The 26,206-nt window shown below is 64.6% G+C and carries 23 protein-coding genes; 12 read left to right on the plus strand and 11 right to left on the minus strand.

Going from position 1 to position 26,206, the window contains the following annotated elements; genetic code table 11:
- Positions 1-40: 40 nt before the first annotated feature.
- Positions 41-1,474 (plus strand): MFS transporter, encoded by a 1,434-nt coding sequence (locus BLV18_RS17550; protein WP_341864574.1) that lies wholly within the window; start codon positions 41-43, stop codon positions 1,472-1,474.
- A gap of 68 nt (positions 1,475-1,542) precedes the next feature.
- Positions 1,543-2,394: a shikimate dehydrogenase gene (locus BLV18_RS17555; protein WP_090360423.1), complete on the plus strand. Its 852-nt coding sequence runs from the start codon at positions 1,543-1,545 to the stop codon at positions 2,392-2,394.
- A gap of 381 nt (positions 2,395-2,775) precedes the next feature.
- On the opposite strand, the gene BLV18_RS17560 is transcribed toward BLV18_RS17555, so the two are convergent.
- Positions 2,776-3,447 carry a TetR/AcrR family transcriptional regulator gene (locus tag BLV18_RS17560; RefSeq protein ID WP_049860910.1) on the minus strand — a complete coding sequence of 224 codons (672 nt, stop codon included), beginning with the start codon at positions 3,445-3,447 and terminating at the stop codon, positions 2,776-2,778.
- A 94-nt stretch (positions 3,448-3,541) separates the two neighbouring features.
- Positions 3,542-5,452, minus strand: coding sequence for a 3-dehydroshikimate dehydratase QuiC (gene quiC, locus BLV18_RS17565; protein ID WP_049860909.1), 1,911 nt, complete (start codon positions 5,450-5,452; stop codon positions 3,542-3,544).
- Positions 5,453-6,008: 556 nt separating this feature from the next.
- Between quiC and BLV18_RS17570 the strand changes: the two genes are divergently transcribed.
- The gene (locus BLV18_RS17570; protein WP_425272631.1) at positions 6,009-7,343 is read left to right on the plus strand and encodes an MFS transporter; all 1,335 of its coding nucleotides are present in this window, start codon (positions 6,009-6,011) and stop codon (positions 7,341-7,343) included.
- 142 nt (positions 7,344-7,485) lie between these two features.
- Here the strand turns inward: BLV18_RS17570 and BLV18_RS17575 are convergent, their stop codons facing one another.
- The 3 genes from BLV18_RS17575 to BLV18_RS17585 form a co-directional block, all read right to left on the minus strand.
- Entirely contained in the window at positions 7,486-8,301 is an 816-nt protein-coding gene (locus tag BLV18_RS17575) for a sugar phosphate isomerase/epimerase family protein (protein ID WP_090360428.1), read from the minus strand.
- Between the two features lie 54 nt (positions 8,302-8,355).
- Positions 8,356-9,417 (minus strand): Gfo/Idh/MocA family protein, encoded by a 1,062-nt coding sequence (locus tag BLV18_RS17580; protein ID WP_090360431.1) that lies wholly within the window; start codon positions 9,415-9,417, stop codon positions 8,356-8,358.
- A gap of 129 nt (positions 9,418-9,546) precedes the next feature.
- Complete coding sequence (locus tag BLV18_RS17585; RefSeq protein WP_090360433.1) at positions 9,547-10,323, minus strand: IclR family transcriptional regulator; 777 nt, start codon at positions 10,321-10,323, stop codon at positions 9,547-9,549.
- A 140-nt stretch (positions 10,324-10,463) separates the two neighbouring features.
- On the opposite strand from BLV18_RS17585, the gene BLV18_RS17590 reads away from it, so the two are divergent.
- Both BLV18_RS17590 and BLV18_RS17595 read left to right on the plus strand, forming a co-directional pair.
- Positions 10,464-12,185 carry an FAD-dependent oxidoreductase gene (locus tag BLV18_RS17590; protein WP_090360438.1) on the plus strand — a complete coding sequence of 574 codons (1,722 nt, stop codon included), beginning with the start codon at positions 10,464-10,466 and terminating at the stop codon, positions 12,183-12,185.
- Between the two features lie 24 nt (positions 12,186-12,209).
- Positions 12,210-13,034 carry an aldo/keto reductase gene (locus tag BLV18_RS17595; RefSeq protein WP_090360440.1) on the plus strand — a complete coding sequence of 275 codons (825 nt, stop codon included), beginning with the start codon at positions 12,210-12,212 and terminating at the stop codon, positions 13,032-13,034.
- A 126-nt stretch (positions 13,035-13,160) separates the two neighbouring features.
- On the opposite strand, the gene pcaG is transcribed toward BLV18_RS17595, so the two are convergent.
- On the minus strand, positions 13,161-13,766 hold the full coding sequence (gene pcaG, locus BLV18_RS17600) for a protocatechuate 3,4-dioxygenase subunit alpha (RefSeq protein ID WP_049860902.1): 606 nt from the start codon (positions 13,764-13,766) through the stop codon (positions 13,161-13,163).
- Positions 13,767-13,778: 12 nt separating this feature from the next.
- Positions 13,779-14,498, minus strand: a complete 720-nt coding sequence (gene pcaH, locus BLV18_RS17605; RefSeq protein ID WP_090360443.1) for a protocatechuate 3,4-dioxygenase subunit beta — start codon at positions 14,496-14,498, stop codon at positions 13,779-13,781.
- A 143-nt stretch (positions 14,499-14,641) separates the two neighbouring features.
- Between pcaH and ypfJ the strand changes: the two genes are divergently transcribed.
- The gene (gene ypfJ / locus BLV18_RS17610; protein ID WP_090360445.1) at positions 14,642-15,529 is read left to right on the plus strand and encodes a KPN_02809 family neutral zinc metallopeptidase; all 888 of its coding nucleotides are present in this window, start codon (positions 14,642-14,644) and stop codon (positions 15,527-15,529) included.
- A gap of 60 nt (positions 15,530-15,589) precedes the next feature.
- Here ypfJ and BLV18_RS17615 read toward each other — a convergent pair whose 3' ends face one another.
- The 4 genes from BLV18_RS17615 to BLV18_RS17630 form a co-directional block, all read right to left on the minus strand.
- The gene (locus tag BLV18_RS17615; protein ID WP_090360448.1) at positions 15,590-16,177 is read right to left on the minus strand and encodes an HAD family hydrolase; all 588 of its coding nucleotides are present in this window, start codon (positions 16,175-16,177) and stop codon (positions 15,590-15,592) included.
- Positions 16,174-17,043, minus strand: a complete 870-nt coding sequence (gene tesB / locus BLV18_RS17620) for an acyl-CoA thioesterase II (protein ID WP_090360449.1) — start codon at positions 17,041-17,043, stop codon at positions 16,174-16,176. Before tesB ends, BLV18_RS17615 begins: the two co-directional genes overlap by 4 nt.
- A 166-nt stretch (positions 17,044-17,209) precedes the next feature.
- The gene (locus BLV18_RS17625) at positions 17,210-17,770 is read right to left on the minus strand and encodes a GNAT family N-acetyltransferase (RefSeq protein WP_090360452.1); all 561 of its coding nucleotides are present in this window, start codon (positions 17,768-17,770) and stop codon (positions 17,210-17,212) included.
- Positions 17,771-17,923: 153 nt separating this feature from the next.
- The gene (locus BLV18_RS17630) at positions 17,924-18,589 is read right to left on the minus strand and encodes a GntR family transcriptional regulator (protein WP_049860897.1); all 666 of its coding nucleotides are present in this window, start codon (positions 18,587-18,589) and stop codon (positions 17,924-17,926) included.
- A 269-nt stretch (positions 18,590-18,858) separates the two neighbouring features.
- Between BLV18_RS17630 and BLV18_RS17635 the strand changes: the two genes are divergently transcribed.
- The 6 genes from BLV18_RS17635 (at position 18,859) to BLV18_RS17660 (ending at position 26,130) form a co-directional block, all read left to right on the plus strand.
- Complete coding sequence (locus tag BLV18_RS17635) at positions 18,859-20,091, plus strand: NRAMP family divalent metal transporter (RefSeq protein ID WP_090362396.1); 1,233 nt, start codon at positions 18,859-18,861, stop codon at positions 20,089-20,091.
- A gap of 28 nt (positions 20,092-20,119) precedes the next feature.
- Positions 20,120-20,890: a LamB/YcsF family protein gene (locus tag BLV18_RS17640; protein ID WP_090360454.1), complete on the plus strand. Its 771-nt coding sequence runs from the start codon at positions 20,120-20,122 to the stop codon at positions 20,888-20,890.
- Positions 20,887-21,693: a putative hydro-lyase gene (locus BLV18_RS17645; RefSeq protein WP_090360457.1), complete on the plus strand. Its 807-nt coding sequence runs from the start codon at positions 20,887-20,889 to the stop codon at positions 21,691-21,693. The genes BLV18_RS17640 and BLV18_RS17645 overlap by 4 nt, the downstream gene beginning before the upstream one ends.
- Positions 21,694-21,702: 9 nt before the next feature.
- Positions 21,703-23,322 carry a 5-oxoprolinase subunit B/C family protein gene (locus tag BLV18_RS17650; protein ID WP_090360460.1) on the plus strand — a complete coding sequence of 540 codons (1,620 nt, stop codon included), beginning with the start codon at positions 21,703-21,705 and terminating at the stop codon, positions 23,320-23,322.
- Positions 23,319-25,058 (plus strand): acetyl/propionyl/methylcrotonyl-CoA carboxylase subunit alpha, encoded by a 1,740-nt coding sequence (locus BLV18_RS17655; RefSeq protein ID WP_090360466.1) that lies wholly within the window; start codon positions 23,319-23,321, stop codon positions 25,056-25,058. The genes BLV18_RS17650 and BLV18_RS17655 overlap by 4 nt, the downstream gene beginning before the upstream one ends.
- A gap of 169 nt (positions 25,059-25,227) precedes the next feature.
- Positions 25,228-26,130 (plus strand): LysO family transporter, encoded by a 903-nt coding sequence (locus BLV18_RS17660; RefSeq protein ID WP_208598866.1) that lies wholly within the window; start codon positions 25,228-25,230, stop codon positions 26,128-26,130.
- Positions 26,131-26,206 lie beyond the last annotated feature (76 nt).

Below are 26,206 nucleotides of genomic sequence, written 5' to 3' on the forward strand. Positions count from 1 at the left end.
ACAGAGGTAACAAGAAGTTACCACTGTCATGGAGACCGGCTTGAACAACGCTGCCAACGGCCCTCTGTCCGCTTCGCGCTCACGCTTGATGGCTCTTCTGGTGGCCGCGGCGTTCTTCATGGAAAACCTGGACGCCACGGTGATCGTCACCGCCCTGCCGGACATGGCCAGATCCTTCCAGGCCACCGCAGTGGACCTGAACATCGGCATCACCGCCTACGTCATGACCCTGGCGATCTTCATTCCCGGCAGTGGCTGGGTCGCTGATCGTTGGGGGCATCGTCGCGTGTTCATGGCAGCGCTGGCGCTGTTCACCCTGGCATCGGTACTGTGCGCAGCCTCGCAGGAGCTCTGGCAGTTCACCGCCGCGCGGGTGCTGCAGGGTATCGCTGGGGCCATGATGGTGCCGGTGGGGCGTCTGGCGGTCCTGCGCAACACCGAGAAGTCCGACCTGCTCACTGCCATCGCCTTCATCACCTGGCCGGGCCTGGTGGCGCCGGTGCTGGGTCCGCCGGTGGGTGGCTTCCTCGCCACCTATGCGTCATGGCACTGGATCTTCCTGCTCAACCTGCCTTTGGGCCTGATCGCTCTGGTGTGTGCCTACAAGCTGATGCCCGAGGGCCGGGGCGAACATCCCCACCGCCCCTTCGACACAGTGGGTTTTATACTCTGTGCCCTGGCGTGCGTGAGCCTGCTGTTCGGCCTCGATTTCATCGGCCAGGCTCCACGCAGCGGGTACGGCTACCTGATGCTGGCCACCAGTGCCCTCCTGCTGTGGGCGATGTACCGTCACTTCACCCGGCACCCCACGCCCCTGTTGAAACTGGACGCCCTGAAGATCCCTACCTACCGGATAACCTTCAACGGCGGCTCGCTGTTTCGCGCCATGGTCAGCGCACACCCTTTCCTGCTGCCGCTGATGTTCCAACTGGGGTTCGGTCATGACGCCTTCACCGCCGGCCTGCTGGTGCTCACACTGTTCGCCGGCAACATCGGGATGAAGCCCATGACCTCTTGGGTGCTGCGTCGCTGGGGTTTCCGGACCACGCTGATCGGCAGCAGCCTGGTACTGGCGAGCACTACCTTCGCCTGCGCGGCAATGACCGCGGCCACGCCAATGGCGGTGATCCTGCCGGTGCTGTTGGTGTCGGGCATGGCTCGTTCGATGGGGTTCACCGCCTACAGCAGCGTCGCCTTCGCCGACATGCCGCAGCCGCTGATGTCTTCGGCCAACACGCTGTTCAGCATGACTCAGCAGTTGGCTTTCGGCTTGGGCGTGGCGTTGGCGGTGATCTTCCTGCGCCTGAGCGAGTCGGTGCTGGGCGTGAACGGCGAATCCCTGGCCAGCTATCACATGGCGTTCGTGCTGGTGGGGATTCTGACCTTGGTATCGATGTTCGACCTCTGGCAATTGCCCCGCAATGCGGGCGCTGCCGTGTCGGGCCATGGCAAGCAGACAACGCCGACAAAATGATTTGACGTAATTAACCGGTTAGTACAATTTACCTGCATCGCACCCAACAAAAATAATGGAGTCACTCGATGAGCGGTAAAAACGTCCTGGCGGGCCTGATCGGCGCCGGTATCCAGCAGTCCCGAACCCCAGCCATGCACGAGCGCGAAGGCGCGGCGCAGGGCTTGGGGTATGTCTACCGGTTGATCGACCTGGATGCACTGAAGCTCGACAACGGTGCCCTTGAAGAACTGCTCACTGCGGCTCAACGCATGAGCTTCACTGGCCTCAACATCACCTTTCCGGCCAAGCAGGCGATCATTCCCCTGCTCGATGAGCTGTCGCCGGAGGCCTCTGGAATCGGCGCCGTGAACACTGTGGTGCTCAAGGATGGCAAACGGGTCGGCCACAACACCGATTGCCTGGGGTTCGCCGAGGGTTTCCGCCGCGGCATGCACGAGGCCAAGCGCGACCGGGTGGTGCAGATGGGTGCCGGCGGTGCCGGTGCGGCGGTGGCCCATGCGTTGCTGCTCGAAGGCGTGCAGCAGTTGAGCATCTTCGATGTCGAGCCGGCGCGGGCACAGGCCCTGGCCGACAACCTCAACCAGCATTTTCCGGGGCAGCCGGCACAGGCGGGCAGCGACCTGCTGACGGCCTTGGCCGATGCCGATGGCCTGGTCAACACCACACCGATGGGTATGGCCAAGCTGCCAGGCATGCCGGTGCCCAAGTCGGCCCTGCGCCCGGCGCTGTGGGTGGCCGAGATCGTCTATTTTCCGCTCGAGACCGAACTGCTGCGCGAAGCCCGGGCCTTGGGTTGCCGCACGCTGGACGGCGGCACCATGGCCGTGTTCCAGGCCGTGAAGGCGTTCGAGCTGTTCAGCGGCCGGCAAGCCGATGCCAAACGCATGATGGCGCATTTTGCCGAAATGAACGGGTAAGCCAAGACGCGGACCACGGCCCGTGTAGCAGCGGCGCAAGCCGCGTCGGCGGTGGATGCGGCGTGTCAGGCACAACGCGGTGCGGCCGGACGCGGCTCGCGCCGCTGCTACAGGGGGGGGCGCAAGCCGCGTCGGCGGTGGGTGCGGTGGGTCAGGCGCAACGGGGTGTATCCGGACGCGGCTTGCGCCGCTGCTACAGGGGATCGCGGTGTTTGTAGCAGCGGCGCGAGCCGCGTCGGCGGTGGGTGCGGTCTACCTGTTGTACCGTAGCGCGCCCTTCGCGGGCAGAGGGCTCGCCGCCCGCCCCGCTCCCACAGGGGATCGCGTTGTTTGTAGCAGCGGCGCGAGCCGCGTCGGCGGTGGGTGCGGCGTCTGTGGCTGCTATGGGGCCTGGATGAAGCGCAGGAGTGATTCGCAGAGCATTTCGCGATGGTGCAGCTTCAGTGTGGCTTCGTTGAAATCCACCTGAAACAACTGGCCGAAGGTGTGCTTGTTGGACACCCGGTAGAAGCAGAACGAGCTGATCATCAAATGCACGTCCATGGCATCCAGCCCCGGACGGAACACGCCCTGCTCGGTGCCGCGCCGCAACAGGTCGGCCAGTGCCAGCAGCACGGTCTTGTTCAACTCGCGAATGCTCGTGGATTTCTTGACGTACTCGCCCTTGTGCATGTTTTCGTTGCACACGATACGCACGAAATCCTCGTTGCGATCGTGGTGATCGAAGCTGAATTCCACCAGCCGGCGAATGCCTTCCACCGGCGTCAGCTCGTCCAGATGCAACTTGGCTTCGGTGCCGCGAATATCCCCATAGAGCTTTTCCAGCACCTCCAGGTAAAGCTGCTCCTTGCTGCTGAAGTAGTAGTAGATCATGCGCTTGGAGGTGTGCGTACGCTCGGCGATGGCATCGACGCGGGCGCCCGCCAGGCCCTGCTCGACGAACTCGGTGATGGCCGCCTGCAGGATGTTCTCGCGGGTCTTCTCGGGGTTGTTCTTGCGGGGCTTGCGAGGAACGTCGGCAGCGTGCGCGTCGGCCTCTGAGATTGTAGTCATGCTGGGCTCACGGCCGTCGTTGGTCAGCGGGCATTATGCGGCGCGCCGCGCAGGCAAGCAAAGCCCGCCGCGCACCTGCGCGGCGGGCACCCGATCAGAGCTTGGCGTGGCGTATGCCACCGGCGCGCGCCTTGGCCATGGCCGACAGGCGCACTGCAACGTTGGCAGCACCATAGCCGGCATAACCGCCGCGACGCTGCAGCACTTCGAAGAAGAAGCGCTCCTCGAACGGCTCGGTATAGACATGGAACAGCTCACCGCCGTTGGCGTCACGGTCGTACAGCACGTTGTAGTACGCCAGCTCGCTGAGGAATTCGTCGTCGAAATCGAACCGCGCGCCGAGGTCATCGTAATAGTTGAGCGGGATGTCCAGCAGCGCCACCCCGGCCTCCTTGGCCTTGCTGACGGCCGCGAAAATGTCGTCGCAATCGAAGGCGATGTGATGCACGCCCGAACCGCGATAGGTCGACAGCGCATGGGAAATCGCGGTGTTGCGGTTTTCCGAGATGTTCAGCGGCAGGCGGATCGAACTGCACTGGCTGCGCACCGCACGGCTTTTCACCAGGCCATAGGGGTCGGGCAGCACCACCTCGTCGTCGGCCTTGAAATCGAGCACGGTCTTGTAGAACAGCACCCAGCTGTCGAGGGTGTCCGGCGGAATGGCCATGGCCATGTGGTCGATGGACTTGAGCATGCCCGGCGTCGCTGGCGATGGGCTGAGGCTGAAGTCGCTCTCGTAGATGGTCGGCCCGTCGCTGGCCTCGTCCACTAGGTAGATCAGGCTGCCATCCAGCGCCCGCACGGCCGCCAGCTGGCGCTCGTTGGGCCCGACCAGGCCGCGGAACGGCTGGGCCTTGTAGGCCACGGCGCGCTCCAGGGACTTGGCGCTGTCCTTGACCCGCAACGCGGTGGCACACAGCGATGGGCCGTGGGATTCGAAGAAGTTGTGGGCGAACGAATAGGGTTCGGCATTGAGGATCAGGTTGATATCGCCCTGACGCAGCAGGCTGACGTTCTTGGAACGATGCTGGCCGGCCTTGGCGAAGCCCAGTTGCTGCAGCCAGTGGCTGAGCTTGGCCCCCAAGGCTTCGTCGACCGCGAATTCGAGAAATTCGATGCCTTTGTAGTCATCTGCGGGAGGCGGTGCGAAGAGGATGTCCAGGTTCGCCACCGGTGTGGCCTCCTGTTCCAGCAGCTTGCGGGTCTTCTCCTCCAGGTAGAGCAGCGAGCGCAGACCGTCAGCGGCATTGGCCCGAGGCGGCGCGGCGCGGAAGCCGTCGTTGAAGATTTCCAGCGACAACGGGCCGGTGTAGCCGGTCTTGATGATCGGTGCGAGGAAGCCCGGCAGGTCGAACTCGCCCTGCCCTGGGAAGCAGCGGAAATGCCGGCTCCATTCCAGTACGTCCATGGCCAGGATGGGCGCATCGGCCATCTGCACGAAGAAGATCTTGTCGCCGGGAATGTCGGCGATGGCGCGCGGGTCGCCCTTGAGCGACAGCGTGTGGAAACTGTCGAGCAACACACCCAGCGCAGGGTGATCGGCCTGCCGGACGATGTCCCAGACCTGCTGATAGGTATTCACGTGGCGGCCCCACGCCAAGGCTTCATAGCCGATGCGCAAGCCACGCTTGCCGGCGCGTTCGCCCAGCTCGCGCAGATCGTCGACGAGGATCTGCTGCTCGCCCAGCGAATCGGCGGCGGTGTTGCTGCACACCAGCACCAGGTCGGTGCCCAGTTCCTGCATCAGGTCGAACTTGTGCTCGGCGCGGTCGAAGTTGCGCGCCATGCGCGAGCGGTTGCCGCCTTCGAAGTCACGGAACGGTTGGAACAAGGTGATGGCGATGCCCAGGTCGGCGCACATCTGGCGCACTTCACGCGGACTGCCGTCGTAGTACAGCAGATCATTCTCGAAGATTTCCACGCCATCGAAGCCGGCGGCGGCAATGGCTTCGAGTTTTTCCGGCAGGGTACCGCTCAAGGATACGGTGGCGATCGAACGCTGCATGGCACGCTCCAATAAGGCTCTACGAAAAGGCGCTACGAGGGCTTGCGCCGAGGCCTCGACTACGCGCCTTTTCTGCGGTTCCGCCCAGCGCCTGAGGGCAGGCAGAACCGTGATGAAAAAAGGGGGTTGTATCAGTTTGCCACTCTACCCGAGCACGTACCAACTGGTTAGTTTTGCGTGCGATTATCGACCACTTACCGTGTGCATCGATTGATTAGCCCAGGCGGTGTGCGCACCATCGGTCCCGACAGTGAAGCTGGTCGAGACGCAGATTACAATCGACCCGGCGCAGACCGCCCGCCGTGGCGGCCAACACCCCATAAGAATTTCAAGAACTCAGGTAATCACTCATGCCCATCCGATTTCACATCAATCCCGTACCTGTGACCTTCCCCAGCGGTGTCGAAGCCAGTCAATACGCACGCGTTTGACGCCACCGAGTGCTCCCTGACGGCAATGTCTCTGATACCGTGCATGCCCTGTATCAGACTGCCTCACGCTCAGTCGAAGTTCGGCGGTGGTCGAAACCACCGCGCCTGTACGGATGGTCCCAACGATGACACAACCCCACAGCTCCGCCCTGCCCCACGCCCAACGAGCGCCTGAGACCAAAGTCGGCTTCAGGGACATGGTCAAGGCCGGCGCCGCCGTCGGCAAGACTCGCTGGGGCATGCTCGCCCTGGTGTTCTTCGCGACAACCTTGAACTACATCGATCGCGCCGCACTGGGCGTGATGCAGCCGATTCTGGCCAAGGAAATGAGCTGGACGGCGATGGACTACGCCAACATCAACTTCTGGTTCCAGGTCGGCTATGCCATCGGCTTCCTGCTGCAAGGCCGCCTGATCGATCGGATCGGCGTCAAGCGTGTGTTCTTCTGTGCGGTGTTGCTCTGGAGCCTGGCCACCGGTGCCCACGGCCTGGCGACCTCGGCGGTGGGTTTCATGGTCTGCCGGTTCATCCTTGGTCTGACCGAGGCCGCCAACTACCCCGCGTGTGTGAAAACCACCCGGCTGTGGTTCCCGGCCAAGGAGCGCGCAGTGGCCACCGGCATCTTCAATGCCGGGACCAACGTCGGCGCGCTGCTGACCCCGATGATGCTGCCGTTGATCCTCAGTGTCTGGGGCTGGCAGGCGGCGTTTCTCACCATCGCCCTGCTGGGGCTGGCCTGGGCGGTGTTCTGGGGCATCAAGTACTTCGATCCGGACCAGCATCCACGGGTCAAGGCCAGCGAGCTCGAATACATCCAGGATCAGGAAGCCCCAGAGCAACCGGGCGTGCCGTTCTGGAAGATCATGACCATGCGCGGCACCTGGGCGTTTGCCGGGGCCTTCATGATGACGGCCCCGGTGTTCTGGTTCTACCTATACTGGCTGCCGCCGTTCCTCAACCAGCAATACCAGTTGGGCATCAACGTCACCCAGATGGGCATCCCGCTGATCATCATCTACCTGTGTGCCGACGTCGGCAGCGTGGGCGGCGGCGTGCTGTCTTCGTTCTTGATCGGGCGCGGCATGCAACCGGTCAAGGCGCGCCTACTGTCGATGCTGGTGTTTGCCCTGGCGATCATCAGCGTGGTGTTCGCTGCTGGCGCGGCCAACCTGTGGGTGGCGGTGGCGGCGATTTCGCTGGCCATTGCCGCGCACCAGGCGTGGACGGCGAACATCTGGAGCGTGGTGATGGACTACACGCCCAAGCACATGATGAGCACGGTGTTCGGCTTCGGCGGCATGTGCGCGGCGGTCGGCGGGATGTTCATGACCCAGGTGGTGGGTTATATCCTGACCGTGACGAACAACAACTACACGGTGTTGTTCACGATCATTCCGGCGATGTATTTCATTGCCTTGGTGTGGTTGTACCTGATGGCACCGCGCAAGGTGCCGCAGTAGGTTTGAGCCAGGCAGGGGTTCGCGGTGGGGCTATTCGCGGGCAGAGCCCGCTCCCACAGGTGCCTCAAGTGACATTAGGGCAATCTGTGGGAGCGGGGCGGGCGGCGAGCCCTCTGCCCGCGAAGAGGCCAGTAGCATCACCCTAGATCCCAGCCAGTAAAGCCTGGGTTTTCTCGAGGGCCATCCGGGCCCTCTCATAAGCGCTCACCCCCTGCTCCAACAGCCGCGCCGTGGGTATCTCCAGGCTCAGCGGAACATCCTCGGGCAGCGCTCGCAGCAAGCCAACCAGGTCGCAATCACCGTCTCCCGGAAAACGGCGCTCCTGGCGGGCCTGACGCAGGATCTCGGCCATGTCATCGGGGCGCGGACCGGCCACGTCGCACAGCTGGGCATAGCGCAAGCGTTGCGGTGGCAGCATCTGCAGGTCTTCGAGTCGCGAGTTGGAGCGGTCGAAATGAAAAGCGTCGACCAGGATGCAGGCATTGTCGCGACCGGCCTTGTCGAGCATCACCCTCGCGCTGGCCAGATCCGGGCAGTCGGTCCAAGGCATGAACTCCAGGTGCGGATGGATGCCATAGGGCCGCGCAAGGTCGCATAGCTGGGCCAGGTTGTCGCTGGCTCGCTGCACGTCTGGATCGTTACCCGCCACCAGCAATTCACTGGCACCGAACTCGGCGCCCAACGCCAGATGAGCTTCGAAATCCGCCACACGGGTCAGCGGTTTCAGCCGCAGGATTTCGATGTCCAGCACCTTGATGCCGGTATCACGCAAACGTGCAGCCGTCTGGCGTTGCAGCGCCTTGTCGCGCAGCAACGGATAGTGATGCTCCTCGACCGTGGCCGGTTCGGTGCGCAGGCCAACGTGGCTGTAGCCGGCGCGGGCAGCGACCTCGACCATCTCGGGAGGCGAAAGCTCGAGCACGGTCAAGGCGGCCAGAGACAGGATGCGGTGGGTCATGGGCGGTTCCTTGGGGCTTGAAGGTGTCGGTCAAGGTGAGAGCGTTTCAGCCCACTAACCGGCCTGGCCCAACGCGCGGGGTGCACAGGCGCGCCCGGTGCGAATCGCGTCCCCGATGGCGTCGACCAACGCCAGGGTTCGCGCAGCATCCACCACACTCACCAGCGGTTCGACCTGCCCGCGCGCGACCTCGATGAAATGCTCAAGCTGCACGCGCAACGCTTCAGCAGGCGCGAAGGTCTCCTGCACCTGCTGCAAGGGCTCATGCCAGCCCGCGCCCGGTTCGGCGTAATGCCAACGCGTCAGTTGCGGCACGCTCAGCGCACCGGCCGTGCCTGCCAGCAGGTAGCACGGCTGATCGGCCTGACGTGGATAGACCGGGTTCTCGCCCGAGCCGAGCTCCCAGCTCCAAGGCGCGGCGACCCCATCGGAACCGGTCAAGGTGCCCAGCGCACCGTTTTCGAACTGCAGCAACACCGCCACACTGTCTTCGTTGCCGAAGCCGCGAATGCCATTGCTGCCGAAGGCCTGCACCTGGCGGACTTCGCCGCACAGGTAGCGCAGCAGATCCAGGTCATGAATCAGGTTGGTCAGCAGCATCCCTGCCCCCGGCTCGCGACGCCAGGCGATGTCGAAGTAACTGTCGGGCTTCTGCAACTGCCACAGCGCCGTCACCGTGGTCAGCCGACCGAGCACGCCGCTTTGCACCACTTGCCGGGCGCGGCTGATCATCGGGTTGTGCCGCCGATGATGACCGACCAGGACCGGCACACCGCTGGCCGAGCTGGCGGCCACCAGCTCGGCCACTTCGTCCAGATCGACCCCCACCGGCTTTTCCACCAACACGGGGACACCGGCCGCCAGACAGTCCAGAGCCGTACGCACATGCTGGGCATTGGGGTTGGCGACGATGACGGCCTCGGGCGCCACCTGCGCCAGCATCTGCCGATGATCGGTGAAATGCGGCACTGCGCATTCAGCGGCAAAGGCGGCTGCCTGAGGGCCTGGGTCGGCGATGGCGCAGAGCTGGGCGCCGTCCATCTGTTGCAGATGCTGGTAATGCTGGCGGCCCATGTTGCCAGCACCAATCAGGGCGATTCGCAGTGGGGAGATCACGATTACAGATCCTTGGTTTTTGTTTTCTCCAAATATTTAGAACCAAGTTCCGGAATATTTCAAGTCAACAAGAACTTAATCGTACAGGCGACTGCACGGATCGTGATGGCACCCCCTTTGTTTCTACACTCAGCTGAACAGCTCCGACGCCACGCTGACCTGAGACAACTCCTGCGCAGCAGCCAGCAAACCCGTGGCCAATTCATGCATGCGCGGTTCGGACAGGCGCGCGCTGGGCCCGGCGACGCTCAGTACACCCACCACATGAGCGTCGCGCGGATGGCGGATCACGGCAGCCAGGGCCGACGTGCCCAACGCCGAACTTTCGACCACCCAGGCATAACCGGCCTCACGAGCCACCCGCAGGCGTTCGAGCAGATCGGCGTTGGAACGCGGCGCGTTCGGTCCGAAATCATCACGGCTGGCAATGCCTTGCTGCTCCACCAGCGCCAATGCCTTGGCATCACTGAGGGTGGCCAGCCAGGCATGTCCGGAGGCGGTGTAGAACAGGGGCGCATCGCGACCCATTTCCGGGTCGTAGCGCAAGCCGGAACGGGCGCCCTGGGATTTGGCGATCCAGGTTTGCCGGTCGCCTTCGATCACGCCGAGGCGCACCAGCTCGCCGGTGTCCTGGGCCAGCCGGTCGAGGATCGGCTGAACGATGTCGGCGCCGCTGCCCGACAGGTACTGAAAGCCCAGCGCGACCAGCTTGGTCGACAAGTGATAGCGCAAGGTCTCGGCGTTCTGCCGCACATACCCCAGCCGGCCCAGTTCGGACAGCATGCGATGGGCTGCACTCTTGGGCATGCCCAACTGCTCGGCAAGGGTTTGCAGGGCTTGGCCGCGAGGCTCGTTGGTAAGGCTCTCAAGCAGGCTGAGCGCCCGTTCGATCTGACTGCCGGCCATGATGGGGTCTCGTGAAGTTGGAACGAATGAAAAAATTTCGCCGATTCTACACTTGGCGATCCGGTCGGCAATCCATAGAATATGGAACCAGGTTCTATAAAATCATAATTCAACCCACCTGCTTCTTGGAGATTCATCCCATGCCTGCGCCCGACTGCGTAACGACCCCGGTGGAGTGCGACGTGCTGGTGATCGGCTCGGGAGCCGCGGGCCTGGCCACTGCCGTCACCGCCGCCTACCACGGGTTGCGCGTGATCGTGGTGGAAAAGGACAGCACCTTCGGCGGCGCAACCGCCTGGTCGGGTGGTTGGATGTGGGTGCCGCGCAACCCGCTGGCACGGCGCGCCGGCATCGATGAAGATCCAGCCCTGCCACGCACCTACCTGCAACATGAACTGGGGGCGCACTTCGATCCGGCGCGGGTCGACGCCTTCCTCGAAGCCGCCCCGAAGATGGTCGCGTTCTTCGAAAAACACACCCGCCTGCAATTCGCCGACGGCAATGCCATCGCCGACATCCATGGCGATACGCCGGGCGCCGGCACCGGTGGCCGCTCGGTCATCGCTGCGCCCTACGACGCACGCGAACTGGGCACGAAGCTGCTCAAGCGCCTGCGCACAACGATGCGTGAAACCTCCTTCCTGGGCATGCCGATCATGGCAGGGGCCGACCTGAGCGCCTTTCTTACGCTGACCCGGTCATGGCGTTCGCTGCTGCACGTCAGCCAGCGAGTGAGCCGACACCTGCTCGATCTGGCCTGGCACGGACGCGCCATGCAGTTGCGCAACGGTGTGGCGCTGGTGGCGCGGCTGGCCAAGTCGGCCGATGATCTGGGCTTACTGCTGTGGGAGTCGGCGCCGGTTCGACGGCTGTCGATGCAAGGTTCGCAGGTCTGCGGTGCCGTGGTCGAGACGGCCAGGGGCGAGGTCGTGATCCACGCACGCAAGGCCGTGATGCTGGCCACCGGCGGTTTCGCCAATGATATCGAGCGACGACGGACGCTGTTTCCACGAACACCCACCGGCCACGAACACCTGGCCCTGCCACCGCAGGGCGTCAATGGCGACGGCCTGCGCCTGGGCGAAACGGCCGGCGGCGAAGTGGCCACGGACCTGGCCTCGGCCGCGGCCTGGTGCCCGGTCTCGCGCGTGCCCTACCCCGATGGCAGTGTCGGCCATTTCCCGCACATCATCGAACGCGCCAAGCCCGGCATCATCGGCGTGCTGGCCAACGGCAAGCGCTTCGTCAACGAGGCGGACGGCTACTACGATTACGTCAAGGCGATGGTCGAGCATGCGCCCGGCAGCGAAGTCGCCTCCTGGCTGATCTGCAGTCATCGCTTCCAGCGCCGCTACGGACTGGGCATCTCGCGGCCCTTTCCCCTGCCGATCAAACCGCATCTGGACAGCGGCTACCTGAAAGTCGGCGACACGCTGGAAGCGCTGGCCGATGCCTGCGGCATCGACCCGCAAGGGCTGCGCCGCACGGTGGCCGACTTCAACCGGCACGCGCGGCTGGGGCAGGACCCGGCATTCGGCCGCGGCGGCAGCGCCTACAACCGCAAGCAGGGTGATGCCTTGCACCAACCCAATCCGTGCGTGGCGCCGATCGAACAGGGGCCCTTCTATGCGGTCAAGGTTGAGGCAGGCAGCTTCGGCACCTTCGCCGGGCTCAAGACCAATGAGCACGCACAGGTGCTCGATCGCCAGGGCCTGCCGATTGCCGGGCTGTACGCCGCCGGCAGCGACATGGCCAGCATCATGGGCGGCCATTACCCGGCCGGGGGCATCAACCTGGGCCCTGCCGCCACCTTCGGCTACATTGCCGCGCGACACATGGCCGGAGCGACACACGATGAATAACCGCCAGTAGAGAAGGAGATCGACATGCAACTCATCACCAACGCTCAACAGCTGAAGATGCCGAAACTGGGCCTGGGCACCTGGCCGATGCTCGACGAGGAATGCACCTCGGCCGTGATCCAGGCACTGGAACTGGGCTACCGGCACATCGATACCGCCGCCGGCTACAACAACGAAGCCGCCGTGGGCCGCGGCCTGACCGAATCCGGCGTGCCGCGCGGCGACATTCATGTCACCAGCAAGGTCTGGTGGGACAAGCTGGCGCCCGACGCCATGCGCGAATCGTTCCAGAACAGTCTGAACGCGCTGCAAAGCGACTACATCGACCTGTTCCTGATCCACTGGCCCGGCCAGGAGGGCTGGGATGTGAAAGCGGCCATCGACACCCTGGTGTCGTTCAAGCAGGACGGTCGTGCGCTGAACATCGGCGTGGCCAACTTTCCTCTGCCGTTGCTGCGCCATGTGGTCGAGGAGTTGAACGCGCCGTTGGCGGCCATCCAGGTGGAATACCACGTCACCCTGGGGCAGAGCGCCCTGCTCGACTACGCACGCCAGCACGACATGGCGCTGACCGCCTACAGCCCTCTGGTGCGCAACAAGGTGTCGCAGATTCCCGAGCTGCAGGCGATTGCCAAGAAGCATGGCGTGCTGCCGACCCAGGTGGCGTTGAAGTGGTTGCTGGATCAGGACAATGTCGCCGCGATCCCGAAGGCGGCCAGCAAGGCCAACCAGCAGAGCAACCTGGATGCGCTGAAGGTGCAGTTGGACGACGAAGATCGCCGGATCATTGCGGCGCTGCCCAAGGATCAGCGATTGGTGAGCCCGGATTTTGCGCCTGAGTGGGATTGAGGTAGGACGCTGGACCGTAGTGACCCCTTCGCGGGCAGAGCCCGCTCCCACAGGTCTCCCATGTGAGATCTGGGCAATCTGTGGGAGCGGGCTCTGCCCGCGAATGGGAGCACCGCAGTATCTGGATCAGAAATCGAAAAACACCGTCTCCCCTTCTCCCTGGATGCGCATATCGAAGCGATACGCCAGCTTGCCATCCACCTCGCAGCGAGTCGCCACCAGCGTCTCGCGCCGCGCCGGCTGTTCGATCAGGTTCAGCACCGGGTCCTTGGCGTTGGCTTCGGCCTCGTCGCTGAAATACAGCCGCGTGTGCAGGTGAATGTTCACCCCACGGGCGAACAGGCTGATGTTGATGTGCGGCGCCATCGGCACGCCGGCGGCGTTGTTCACCACGCCCGGCTTGATCGTCTGCACGGTCCATTCACCGGCGTCGAAGGTGGTGGCGGTACGGCCGAAGCTGTTGAAGGGTTTGTCCTGGTCGAAATCGATGTGGTAGTGGCCCTGATCGTCGGCCTGCCACAGCTCCAGAAACGAGTCGCGCACCAGGTGACCGTTGCCGTCGTAGACGTTGCCCAGCAGCAGGATGTGCTCGCCCGGCGCTTCGGGCTTGGCCATCTGGTTCCAGATTTCATGCTCGCGCGGCTCGATGCCGGCTGCCGCCAGGGCCAGGCCGATGTGGACGTAAGGTCCGGCCGTTTGTGAAGGGGTTTCTTTCAGCAGTTCGATAGGCATGTCGGTTCCCCCTCAGCGGTTTTCGAAGTGAGTCTTGCGCTGGCCGCGCAGCACGATGTCGAAACGGTAGGCCAGGCAATCCATCGGATTGGCGTTGGCCATGTCCAGCCTGGCGATCAGGCTCTGCACCGCCTCGGGGTCGTTGATCGACTTGACTATGGGGCACATCGGAATCAGCGGGTCGCCTTCGAAATACAGCTGGGTGATCAGCTTGGTGGCGATCGATGGGCCACTGATGGAGAAATGCACATGGGCCGGGCGCCAGTCGTTCGGCCCGTTGCGCCATGGGTACGGACCCGGCTTGATGGTGCGGAAACTGTAGTAGCCCTCGCCGTCGGTCAGCGTACGGCCGACGCCACCGAAGTTGGGGTCCAGGGGCGCCAGGTAACGGTCGTTCTTGTGCCGATAACGGCCACCGGCGTTGGCCTGCCACATTTCTACCAAGGTATTGGGAATGGGCTTGCCGAACTGGTCGCAGACGCGCCCGGCCAGGATGATCCGCTCGCCGATCGGCAAGCCGCCATGGTTGTAGTTCAGCAGCAGGTCGTTGTCGAACTCGCCGAACTTGAGGTGGGCGAAGTTGGGGCCGGTGCTTTCACTGGCCGACTGCGGAATGCTCACCAGCGCCTGGCGGGGCGAGCGCATGGTCGAGGTCTTGTAGTCCGGCGTCAGGGCTTTGGGGTGCCAGTTGCGATCACGGATGATGAAGCGACTGCTGTCTTGGGAAGACATGCCGTTCTCCTGTTATTCGATTTATAGAGGACCTGTTTCCAGGCTTCGGACTAGTCTCAAGGAAATGGTCGACAACGAATATTGAAAAACACGGTCACAGGCATACCCGAATGGTTATGCATGAATCGAATGAGGATTTTGCCATGTTATGGAAGAAAGGCCGACGCAGCGATAACGTCGTGGATGCCCGCGGTGACGGTGGCGGCAGTGGCGGCGGCGGGATGCGCATAGGCGGCAAGGGCCTGAGCCTGACCGCAGTGGTGCTGATCGTTGGCTTCGGCCTGCTGACCGGCCAGGATCCCATGCAGATCCTCGGCGAACTGACCGGCCAAAGCCAGCAGGCGGCGCCGGTGGACACCAGCCAACGCAAGGCGCCACCGGCCAATGACGAGCAGGCCGAATTCGTCAGCACGGTACTGGGCGACACCGAGGACACCTGGAAGCAGATCTTCCAGCAAGGCGGGCAGACGTACAAAGAGCCGAAACTGGTGCTGTTCAGCGGCCAGGTGCAGTCGGCCTGCGGCCATGCCACGGCAGCCAGCGGACCGTTCTACTGCCCGGCCGACCAGCAGGTGTACCTGGACATGGCGTTCTTCCGCGAGATGTCGCAGCGTTTCGGCGCCGCAGGGGACTTCGCTCAGGCCTATGTGATCGCGCACGAGGTGGGCCATCATGTGCAGACCTTGCTGGGCGTATCCGACCAGGTTCAGCAAGCGCGCCAGAGTGGCCAGCGCATGGAAGGCGCCAACGGCTTGCTGGTGCGTCAGGAACTGCAGGCCGACTGCTTCGCCGGGGTCTGGGCGTTCAACGGGCAGAAGCGTCTGAACTGGCTGGAGCCGGGTGACATCGAAGAAGCCCTGAACGCGGCCAACGCCATCGGTGACGACCGCCTGCAACAGCAGGGCCAGGGCCGTGTGGTGCCTGACTCGTTCACCCACGGCACCTCGGCGCAGCGCGTGCGCTGGTTCAAGGCCGGGTTTGCTCAGGGTCAGATCGACCAGTGCGATACGTTCGGCGCCAAGAGTCTCTGATTCTCAAGGGCCCCTGAACGTATTGACGCTCGCCACCCGCTAACGCGGGCGGCGGGCGATTCAGATCAGGTTGCGCAGGTGCGTGCAGTCCGGCGCATGCCAGTCCGCCAGTTCCGGCCAGAGGTTCTCCGGCTGGTTCACCAGCACCGTGGCGGTACCGGCCGCTCGGCCTGCCTGCAGATCCATTTGATGATCGCCCACCATGACCATGTCCGGATGGCGCACGCGCCAGGCGCCGGCCAGGTGTAGCAGACCGGCCGGGTCTGGCTTGTGCGCGGCTTCGTCGCGGCCCAGCACATCGTCCGGCTGGAAACAGTCGGCGATGCCGATTGCTTGCAGGCTGATATGCGCCAGCTCCCGCGCATTGCGGGTGAGAATCCCCAGGCGATGACCACGACCGGCCAGCTCACGCACCAGCTCCACCGCTCCAGGCGCCGCCGTCGAGGCCACGGCCAGGGCCCGCTCGTGTTCGAGCAACCAGGCGTGCTTGGCTTTCGACTCATGGGCCGGCAAGGCAGCCAGGTGGCCGAGGATGTCGGCCTCGGGCGGAATCTGCAGATGACGGCGAATGGCGGCGAAGTCGTGCACGGCCACGGTCAGGGTGCCGTCCAGATCGAACACCCAGTGACGGACGCGGGCCAGGCTCATGACCAGTCCTGCCGATGACGGATCAGACCTTCCTGGGCCGAGGACGCCACCAACTGGCCGGCGCGGTTGTACACGCTGCCGCGGGCAAAGCCCCGTGCGTTGCCCGCCCAGGGGCTGTCCAGGGCATACAGCAGCCAGTCGTCGGCGACTAGGTTGCCATGGAACCACAGCGAATGGTCGAGGCTGGCGATCTGCATGTCGCGATGCCAGACCGATTTGCCGTGGGGCAGCAGCGAGGTGGTCAGCAGGTTGAAGTCGGAAGCGTAGGCCATGACGTACTTATGCAAGGCCGGGGTCTGCGCCAGGGCACCGTCGGCGCGAAACCAGATGTACTTGATCGGGTCGGTTGGCGATGGATTGTACGGATCACGCTCGGCCACCGGACGCATCTCGATGGGTTTGGCGCACAGCAGCTTGTCGCGCATGTGCGCAGGGATCAGATGGGCGACCTGCTGCATCAGCTCAAGCTCGGTGGGCAGGTTTTCCGGGCCGACCACGTCGGGCATCGCGCTCTGGTGAGCAAAGCCCTCTTCGTCGTACTGGAACGAGGTGGTACCGGTGAAGATGGGCTGGCCCTTCTGCACCGCCGTGACCCGGCGGGTGCTGAAGCTGCCCCCGTCACGCACCCTGTCGACCATGTACACCACGGGTAACTGCGCATCGCCGGGGCGCAGGAAGTAGCCATGCAGGGAGTGCACGTGGCGATCGGGCTCGACCGTCTGGCTGGCAGCCGACAGTGACTGGCCGAGTACCTGGCCGCCGAACAGCTGCCGAAAGCCCAGGTCCTGGCTGCGACCGCGAAACAGGTTTTCTTCGATGGGTTCCAGGCTCAACAGCTCGACCAGATCGTCCAACACATGGCTCATTCAAAACTCCTCGGCACAGGCATTACCCAAATAGGCAGAACCAAATGGGCGCAATGATAGCGGACAGCCACGCCGCGAACACCTGTAGGAGCGGTCATCGGCCGCGAAAACGCGACACGGTACACCTGGCACACCGCAGCGCGTCCTTCGCGGCCACCGGCCGCTCCTACCGGTTGTGCTGCCACTGGTCCTGGGTGATGCGGTACAGCATGTGCCGCTGCAACTCGTGCCCTGGCAGGTTCGGATGGTCAAAATCACCCTCCACATCGCGCTGCATGCCGATGGACTGCATCACCTTTTCGGACGACGCGTTCGCCACCGCGGTGAACGCCACGACCTCTTCCAGCCCCAGCCTGTCGAAGGCGCAAGCCAGGCAGGTCCAGGCCGCTTCGCTGGCGAAACCCAGGCCCCAGTGCTCATAGGCCAGGCGCCAGCCGATCTCGGTGGCCGGCGCGAAGGGGGCGTCGAAGCCCACCTGCCCCAAGCCGGTGAAGCCGATGAACTGCCCGCTGTCCTTGCGCTCCAGCGCCCACAGGCCATAGCCCAATTCGGCGAAATGACCGCGTGCGCGACCGATCACTTCGGCGCTCTGCAAACGCCCCAGGGTTTCGGGAAAGTAACGCATGACCCGCGGATCCGCGCACAGGTCGGCAAACGCGGGCAAATCGCTGTCACGCCACTGACGTAGGATCAGTCGCGCACTTTCAAGTTGGAGGATCTGTTTCATTGCTGATTCCTTGCCGATACCGCCCGCCCCGGTTCGATTCCGAGTTCACGGGCACCTTCCCGAATATTTCGAACGCGAGGTCACAAGGGAGTTTTCACGGCAAGACCAACGGCGCATCCGGACATGCGAGCGGACGTGCTACCGCGCTGCACGCTATCGCCGGGTGCTGCGCTCGTACGCCGCGAGCACGGTGCGTTCCGAGCGTACCAGGTACGCTTCGAGCAACTGCGTGGCCTCCTCGGCACGCCCCTCTTCCAAGCAGTGCAGGATGGAGCCGTTCATGTCCAGGTAGGGCATGTGCAGAAACCGCGGGTCATCGAGCAGGCCGAAGGCCAGTCGCAATTCGGCCGAGATCTGCGCGTAGAACGCCTCCAATCGGGGGCTGTCGGCCAACTCCACCACCGCCTTGTGGAACATCATGTTGGCCGTGCCCACGGCTTTCCAGTCCTTGGCCTCGCTGGCCTGCTGGCCCATGGCGACCGCTTCGCGCATGCGCACGGTGCCGGGGTGCAGCGGATAGCCTTGGGCAAGGGCCTGGCACTCGATGAAACGGCGGACCCGGTAGATGTCGATGATCGAGGCCATGTCCGGCACCGCCACGGTCACCCCACGGTTCGGCTCGTGCTTGAGCAAACCTTCACGGGTCAGGCCTCTGAAGGCCTCGCGCAAGGTGTTGCGCGAGATCTGCAGGGTTTCCGCCAGCGCGGCCTCGGACAGGCGCTGGCCGGGAACCAACTCGCCTTCCACCAGCATTCTGCGAATCTCCTGGGTGATGGATTCACCCAGCGAACGAGGGGGGCACAGCGAGGTGTCGTTCATGTTCGGTCCTGGTGGAAAAGAGTCCCGGCGATGTTCCATCACAGGCCGGTCGCAAGCAAGACCCATGCGGCCTCGGTGCATCATTAAGTAACAGCGACACCCGAAAGCGTTACAAAGTGGTGCATATTGTGGGTCATACCTGTATTTATTGTTGAACAATCCACGCCATGCAGATCAACACTCTTGGCCTTTTATCAGGGTGTTGGCATGCTGATTGCTCTACCACCTGCATCCCCCATCGCAGGAACGATGCCGTGACACACACAGCCGTGACACAGACCGCCAAGGACTTCACCAAGGCGCGTCGCTCTTCCCTGATTGCCGCGATCTTCATGATGGCCACTTCGGCCATCGGCCCAGGCTTCATTACCCAGACCGCGACCTTCACGGCCAAGATGGGCGCGGCCTTCGCGTTCGGCATCCTGGCTTCGATCCTCATCGACTTCGTGGTGCAGTTGAATATCTGGCGTATCGTCACACTGACGCGCATGCGGGCGGCCGACGTAGCCAACAAAGCGATTCCAGGCAGCGGCTACCTCCTGGCGGTACTGGTCATTTTCGGCGGCGTGGTGTTCAACGTCGGCAACATTGCCGGGGCCGGGCTGGGCCTGAATGCGCTGCTCGGGCTGGATCCGAAATGGGGCGGCGCCCTGAGCGCGTTGCTGGCCATCGGTATCTTCATGTCTCACCGCGCTGGCCTGGCAGTGGACCGTATCATCGTCGTGCTGGGCCTGGTGATGATCGGCATGACCCTGTTCGTTGCCTTTGCCTCGAACCCACCGCTGGGTCAGGCGCTGTACCAGACCATCCTGCCCGAGACGGTGGATTTTGCCATCATCACCACCATCGTCGGCGGCACGGTAGGTGGTTACATCACCTACGCCGGTGCGCATCGTCTGCTGGACCGTGGCACTACGGGGATCGAGAACCTGCAGGCGGTGAACAAGGCTGCCCTGAGCGGCATCCTGGTGACCGGCCTGATGCGCTACATCCTGTTTCTCGCCATTCTCGGAGTGGTTGCCAGTGGCGTGGTCATCGACATCTCGGGCCAGGGTGCCAATCCGGCGGCTCAGGCTTTTCAGGCCACCGCAGGTGAATTCGGCCTGCGTATTTTCGGCTTGATCCTGTGGGCGGCTGCCATTACGAGCGTAATCGGCGCGGCATACACCTCGATCTCGTTCATCACCGTGTTCTCGCCCAACATCAGCGAGAAGGCGCGCAACCGCGCCACCACCATTTTCATCGGCGTGTCGCTGCTCGTCTTTGTCCTGATGGGTACGCCGCCTGCCGCATTGCTGCTCTTCGCCGGCGGTTTCAACGGTCTGATCCTGCCCATCGGGCTGAGTATCTTTATCTACGTCGGCTGGCGCCGGTCGGACCTCATGGACGGCTACCATTATCCTCGCTGGCTGCTGGTGCTGGGTGTATTGACCTGCCTGCTCACCTGGTACATGGCGATCAAGTCGGTCGGACCAATCTTCGCCTTCCTCAAGGTCGTATGAGCCAGAACAACTACAAGGAATCTCCCCAATGCCAAGCATAGATATCAACAGCGACCTGGGTGAAAGCTTCGGCGCCTGGAGCATGGGCGACGACGACGCCATGCTCGACATCGTGACCAGCGCCAATGTCGCCTGCGGCTTCCATGCGGGCGATCCGGCCGGCATCCTGCGCACCCTCAAGGCGGCTGCGGCCAGGCAGGTCAGCATCGGCGCCCATGTGTCCTACCCGGACAAGGTCGGTTTCGGTCGCCGCAACATGGACGTGGCCAGCGACGAGCTGACCGCCGACGTCATCTACCAGATCGGCGCGCTGCAGGGCCTGGCCCAGGCCGCGGGCACCCGCGTCAGCTACGTCAAGCCCCATGGCGCGCTGTACAACACCATCGCCCACGATCGCCGCCAGGGGCTGGCCGTGATCGCTGCCATCCGCGCGGTCGATCCTGGCCTGGTACTGGTGGCCCTGGCCGGTTCGAGCCTGATCGAACTGGCCCGTGAAGAAGGCCTGACGTGCGTCGCCGAAGCCTTCGCCGATCGCGCCTACACGCCTGAAGGCACCTTGGTGTCGCGTCGCGAGCCCGGTGCCGTGCTGCACGATCCACAACTCATTGGCCAACGCATGCTGCGCCTGGTCGAGGGAGGCACCCTGGAGGCCATCGACGGCAGCATCACCCGCATCCAGGCCGATTCCATCTGCGTGCACGGCGACAGCCCGGCCGCCGTGGCCATGGCCCGCGAACTGCGGCGCGTGCTGGAGCAGGCGAACATGCAACTGCAGCCGTTTGCCGGAGGCCGACCATGAGCGCACTCGAACGCGCAGCGAAGAGCGCCATCGAGGCCGCTCGGGCAGCCCGCGCCGACTACCGCGGCGGGCGGGTAGCGCCTTCCGCTGGCATCGCCCCAGGCATGACCCAGGCCAACCTGATCGCCCTGCCCCGCGACTGGGCCTATGATTTTCTGCTGTACGCCCAGCGCAATCCGAAAGCCTGTCCGATCCTCGACGTCACCGATGCCGGCAGTCCGCACACCGTACTGGCCGCGGGCGCAGACCTGCGCACCGACCTGCCGCTGTACCGTGTCTGGCGCAACGGCCAATTGGTCGAAGAGATCAGCGACGCCCGCCACGCCTGGGCCGAGCACGACGACATGGTGACCTTTCTCATCGGTTGCAGCTTCACCTTCGAAACCGCGCTGCAGGAAGCGGGCATCGAAGTCCGGCACATCGCCGATGGCAGCAACGTGCCGATGTACCTGAGCAACCGTGCCTGCCGCCCCGCCGGGCGGCTGCGCGGTGACATGGTGGTGTCCATGCGCCCGATCCGCGCCGACCGTGTGGCCGAAGCCTGCACCATCACCGCCCGCTATCCCTCGGTGCATGGCGCGCCGGTGCACGTGGGCGACGCGGCGCTGCTGGGCATCGCCGACCTGGCCCGTCCCGACTTCGGCGACGCCGTGCGCATCGAACCGGGCGAAGTACCGGTGTTCTGGGCCTGTGGGGTCACGCCCCAGGCAGCGGTCATGGCCTCGGGTGTGCCGTTCGCCATCACCCATTCGCCGGGCCATATGTTCATCACCGACGTGCCTGACAGCACGTATCACGTCTAGGAGATTGCCGTGCGTTTTCTACCGGTCAACCTGGACACCCTGATGGTCGAACTCGACGACCTCGAGCAGACCCTGGCCCTGTTCGACGCCTTGAGCGCCGAGCCGATCGCCGGCGTGGAAGAAATCATTCCGGCCGCGCGGACGCTGCTGATCCAGTTCCGCCCCAGCGCCATCACTCGGCAGACGCTGGTCGATCAACTCGCCCGGCGCGATGCCAGCCAGCGCCGTGCCGTCGAGCAGCGGCGGGTGGAGATCCCGGTGCACTACAACGGCGAAGACCTGGACGAGGTGGCCGCGCTGTTGCAGATCAGCCGCGAGGAAGTGATTCGACGCCACACCGCCGAGGACTACAGCGTCGCCTTCTGTGGCTTCGCCCCGGGATTCGGCTACCTGACCGGCGGCGCCGGATTCCAGGTGCCGCGCCGGAAGACGCCGCGCACGCGCATCCCTGCGGGCGCCGTAGCGCTGGCGGGTGAATTCAGTGGCATCTACCCCAAGGCCAGCCCCGGTGGCTGGCAGATCATCGGCGTTACGCCCTTGCAGATGTGGGACCTGGAGCGCGCCGAACCGGCGCTGTTGCGGCCCGGTTACAGGGTCCGCTTCGTCGATGCCGGACCTCTGGCTGCGGGGGGACTACCCGCACCGGCTGCGCCCGCCGCGGCCCTGCCGCCGAGCGGCGCTTACCTGCAGATTCTCAGCCCCGGCCTGCACAGCGTGCTGCAGGACACCGGCCGCATCGGCCAGACCGGCCAGGGCGTGTCCCGCTCCGGCGCGCTGGACCTGGGCGCCCTGCGCGCCGCCAACCGCGCCGTCGGCAACCGCTCGGACATGGCCTGCGTGGAAACCGTGCTCGGCGGCCTGCGCTTCACCTGCCATGGCCACGCGGTGATCGCCGTCACCGGCGCACAGACCCCGGTGACCCTCACCAGTGCCAGTGGCCTGCAATGGCCTGTGGACAACTATCGGCCCATCGAACTGGCGCCGGGCGACACCGTCACCCTGGGTACGCCCAGCGCTGGACTGCGCAGCTACCTGGCGATCCGCGGGGGCTTCGACGTGACGCCGGTGCTCGGCAGCCTGTCGACCGACACCCTGGCCCAGGTCGGCCCGCCCGCCCTGGCCACCGGCGACCACTTGGGGTTCACATCGCCGACGGGCGGCACCAGCGTGTCGCTCAGTGAAGCCCCGGCGTTTGCCCTGCCGAAAACCACCGACACCGTCACTCTGGATGTGCTGATGGGCCCGCGCAGCGACTGGTTCACCGCCGACGCCATCGAGCGCCTGAGCAGCCAGCCGTGGCAGGTCACCGCACAGTCCAACCGCGTCGGCATTCGCCTGGCCGGTGAAACGCCGCTGGAACGCAGCAATCACCAGGAGTTGCCCAGCGAAGGCACCGCCGTGGGCGCCATTCAGGTACCCGCCAGCGGCCAGCCGGTGCTGTTCCTCGCCGACCACCCGCTGACCGGCGGCTACCCGGTGATCGCCGTGGTCGCCAGCTACCACCTCGATCTGGCAGGACAGATACCGGTCAACGCCTGGATTCGCTTCAACCCGGTGGCCGCCTTCGAAGCGCTACAGCCCACCGCGCCTGCCCCTTCTTCACCTGCCGATGTGGAACGCCTTCCATGAAAAAGCTCCTGATTGCCAACCGCGGCGAGATCGCCGTGCGTATCGCCCGTGCCTGCCGCGACCACGGCGTGCAGTGCGTGGCGGTGTACGCCGATGCCGACATCGACGCCCTGCATGTACGCCACGCCGACGAAGCCTATGGGCTCGACGGCCAGCGCCCTGCCGAAACCTACCTGAACATCGAGAAGTTGCTGGCGGTGGCCAAGCGCAGCGGCGCCGATGCCGTGCACCCCGGCTATGGTTTCCTCTCCGAGCGGGCCGATTTCGCCCGCGCCGTCATCGAGGCCGGGCTGATCTGGGTCGGCCCCAACCCCGAGACCATCGACGTGCTGGGCGACAAGGTCGAAGCCCGCAAGATCGCCCAGGCCGTGGGTGCGCCTCTGGTGGCCGGTACGCCGGGGCCGGTGGAAAGCGCCGAGGAGGTGCTGGCCTTCGCCGAACAGCACGGCCTGCCCATCGCCATCAAGGCCGCGTTCGGCGGTGGCGGACGCGGCATGAAAGTCGCCTGGCGCCTGGACGAGGTGACTGAGCTGTTCGCCTCGGCGGTGCGCGAGGCCGAGGCCGCCTTCGGCCGCGGCGAATGCTACGTCGAACAGTTTCTCGACCGCCCGCGCCACATCGAAGCGCAGATCCTGGCCGACCGGCACGGCCAGGTCGTGGTCGTGGGCACGCGCGACTGCTCCTTGCAGCGCCGCAACCAGAAGCTGGTGGAAGAAGCGCCCGCGCCGTTCATCACGCAACAGCAGCGCGAGCGTATCCACCAGGCGGCCCGCGACATCTGCGCCAAGGCCGGGTACGTCGGCGCCGGTACGGTCGAGTTCCTGCTCAGCCAGGATGGCACTCTGTCGTTCCTGGAAGTGAACACACGTCTGCAGGTCGAACACCCGGTCACCGAGGAAACCACGGGCGTGGACCTGGTGATCGAGCAACTGCGCATCGCCGATGGTTTGCCCTTGTCGTTCACCGAAACGCCAGTGCCGAGAGGCCACAGCTTCGAATTCCGCATCAACGCCGAAGACCCGGGCAAGGGCTTTCTGCCCACACCCGGCCAGATCGGTGAGTTCCTTCCGCCATTCGGCCCCGGCGTGCGCCTGGACAGTGGCGTGGTCAGCGGGTCGAGCGTGCCCAGCCACTTCGACTCGATGATGGCCAAGCTCATCGTCACCGGCGCCACCCGTGAGCAGGCCATTGCCCGCGCCCGACGCGCCCTGGCCGAATTCAGTATCGAAGGCATCGCCTCGGTGCTGCCGTTCCACCGCGCGGTGATGGATCACGCGGATTTCACCGGCCCCGAGCGCTTCGCCGTGCACACGCGCTGGATCGAAACCGACTTCGCCGAATCCCTCACCCTGGCGCCGCGGGTCGACCCCAAGGCCGAAGCGGACATTCTGCGTACCTTCGTCGAGATCGATGGCAAGCGCCATGCGCTCGGTCTGCCCGCTGCGTTGCTGCGCGGCATGAGCCTGGATACGGCATCCCCTGCCCCGGCACAGGCTTCGCCTGCGGCAGAGGTGGATGCCCAGGCGCTGCTCACTCCGGTGGCGGGCAACCTGCACACCTGGGTGGTGGAAGACGGTGCCGACGTTTCCAGCGGGCAGGTAGTGGCCGTGGTGGAAGCGATGAAGATGGAAACCTCGGTGCTGGCGCCGTGTGCAGGCCGCGTGCAGATCGGCCAGCAAGCCGGTGAGTACTTCGAAGCAGGCGCCCTGATCGGTCGTATCCAGACCGAGGACTGATCGGTGGCTGCAGGCCTAGCAGCAGCCGGCGGCACCGGGCCCTGGCCCAGGTGCCGCGACATGGAAAAAGCCCAGCCAGACGGGTCGCGCATCTGGAATAATGCCCGCCTTCGGCACACACGGCACTCCATGGATCTCCTGCACAAGGCTTGCGACAATGCTTTCGATAGTGGCTTCACTCCTGCCCATCCTGCTGGCGTTGGCCGGCGGCTGGGTGTTGGCAATCTTCATCAGCCCCGAGCTGCGTCATCGGCTGGTGAAGCTGATCACCCCGTTCATCTGGCTGCTGCTGTTCTCGATCGGCTACGAATTCGGTAACGTCCTGGGCGCCCTGAACTCGGCGCGTGAATCGGCGCTCACCGCGCTGGTCTTCGCCCTGCTGACGACTGCGGTGCCGTGGTTGTTGCTCTCTCGGGGCACCAGTGCCGTGGTGCCACGCCCGACGTCGGACCGCCAAGGGCTGGCAGGGATCATCCCGCCGCTCAAGGAATGCCTGATCGCGCTGCTGGCCCTGGCTTTGGGCGTTGGCCTGTATCACCTGTGGGGCGCGGCCGACGGCTCGGGCTTTGGCTGGCCTTCGACCAGCTACTTCCTCTATGTACTGATCGTGCTGGTCGGGCTGGACCTCTACGGAGTCAGGCCCGACCCGTCGTGGTACTCGCTGCGCACCTTGAAGATTCCCGCCATGGTGGTGATCGGTTCGCTGCTCGGCGGCCTGCTGGCGGCCTGGGCGACCGGCCAGCCGTTAGCCATCTCCCTCGCGCTGTCCAGTGGCTTCGGCTGGTTTACCCTGTCCGGAGTGATGGTGGGCCACCATGCCGGTGAAGCGTTCGGCGCCATGGCCCTGTTGACCGACCTGTTTCGCGAGATCCTGGCCATCGGTCTGCTGTACAGCCTGGGTGCCCGGCGACCCTTGCAATGCATCGCCGCAGGCGGCGCCACGTCGCTGGATTCGACGTTGCCGATCGTCAAGCAGAAGTGCCCGCCCGAATTGCTGCCCGTAGCGCTGGTCAGCGGTTTTCTGCTGACCGTGATCGGGCCCTTGCTGATGGTGTTTTTCCTCACCGTATGAGTTATGCACATCGCGACAGCCGGTGGATAAGTTACACACAATGGCTGTGCAACCGCCTGTGGATAATCTGCGCATA

Origin of the sequence: Pseudomonas coleopterorum (assembly GCF_900105555.1) — a bacterium.
GTDB classification, from domain to species: Bacteria; Pseudomonadota; Gammaproteobacteria; order Pseudomonadales; family Pseudomonadaceae; genus Aquipseudomonas; species Aquipseudomonas coleopterorum.

Coding starts and splice junctions, on each gene's coding strand:
- BLV18_RS17655 (WP_090360466.1), top strand. CDS start 23,319: ATGAAAAAGCTCCTGATTGCCAACCGCGGCGAGATCGCCGTGCGTATC.
- pcaH (WP_090360443.1), bottom strand. CDS start 14,498: ATGTCTTCCCAAGACAGCAGTCGCTTCATCATCCGTGATCGCAACTGG.
- BLV18_RS17570 (WP_425272631.1), top strand. CDS start 6,009: ATGACACAACCCCACAGCTCCGCCCTGCCCCACGCCCAACGAGCGCCT.
- BLV18_RS17615 (WP_090360448.1), bottom strand. CDS start 16,177: ATGAGCCTGGCCCGCGTCCGTCACTGGGTGTTCGATCTGGACGGCACC.
- BLV18_RS17640 (WP_090360454.1), top strand. CDS start 20,120: ATGCCAAGCATAGATATCAACAGCGACCTGGGTGAAAGCTTCGGCGCC.
- BLV18_RS17585 (WP_090360433.1), bottom strand. CDS start 10,323: ATGGCCGGCAGTCAGATCGAACGGGCGCTCAGCCTGCTTGAGAGCCTT.
- BLV18_RS17575 (WP_090360428.1), bottom strand. CDS start 8,301: ATGACCCACCGCATCCTGTCTCTGGCCGCCTTGACCGTGCTCGAGCTT.
- BLV18_RS17560 (WP_049860910.1), bottom strand. CDS start 3,447: ATGACTACAATCTCAGAGGCCGACGCGCACGCTGCCGACGTTCCTCGC.
- tesB (WP_090360449.1), bottom strand. CDS start 17,043: ATGAGCCATGTGTTGGACGATCTGGTCGAGCTGTTGAGCCTGGAACCC.
- ypfJ (WP_090360445.1), top strand. CDS start 14,642: ATGTTATGGAAGAAAGGCCGACGCAGCGATAACGTCGTGGATGCCCGC.
- BLV18_RS17630 (WP_049860897.1), bottom strand. CDS start 18,589: ATGAACGACACCTCGCTGTGCCCCCCTCGTTCGCTGGGTGAATCCATC.
- BLV18_RS17645 (WP_090360457.1), top strand. CDS start 20,887: ATGAGCGCACTCGAACGCGCAGCGAAGAGCGCCATCGAGGCCGCTCGG.
- BLV18_RS17625 (WP_090360452.1), bottom strand. CDS start 17,770: ATGAAACAGATCCTCCAACTTGAAAGTGCGCGACTGATCCTACGTCAG.
- BLV18_RS17590 (WP_090360438.1), top strand. CDS start 10,464: ATGCCTGCGCCCGACTGCGTAACGACCCCGGTGGAGTGCGACGTGCTG.
- BLV18_RS17555 (WP_090360423.1), top strand. CDS start 1,543: ATGAGCGGTAAAAACGTCCTGGCGGGCCTGATCGGCGCCGGTATCCAG.
- quiC (WP_049860909.1), bottom strand. CDS start 5,452: ATGCAGCGTTCGATCGCCACCGTATCCTTGAGCGGTACCCTGCCGGAA.
- BLV18_RS17595 (WP_090360440.1), top strand. CDS start 12,210: ATGCAACTCATCACCAACGCTCAACAGCTGAAGATGCCGAAACTGGGC.
- pcaG (WP_049860902.1), bottom strand. CDS start 13,766: ATGCCTATCGAACTGCTGAAAGAAACCCCTTCACAAACGGCCGGACCT.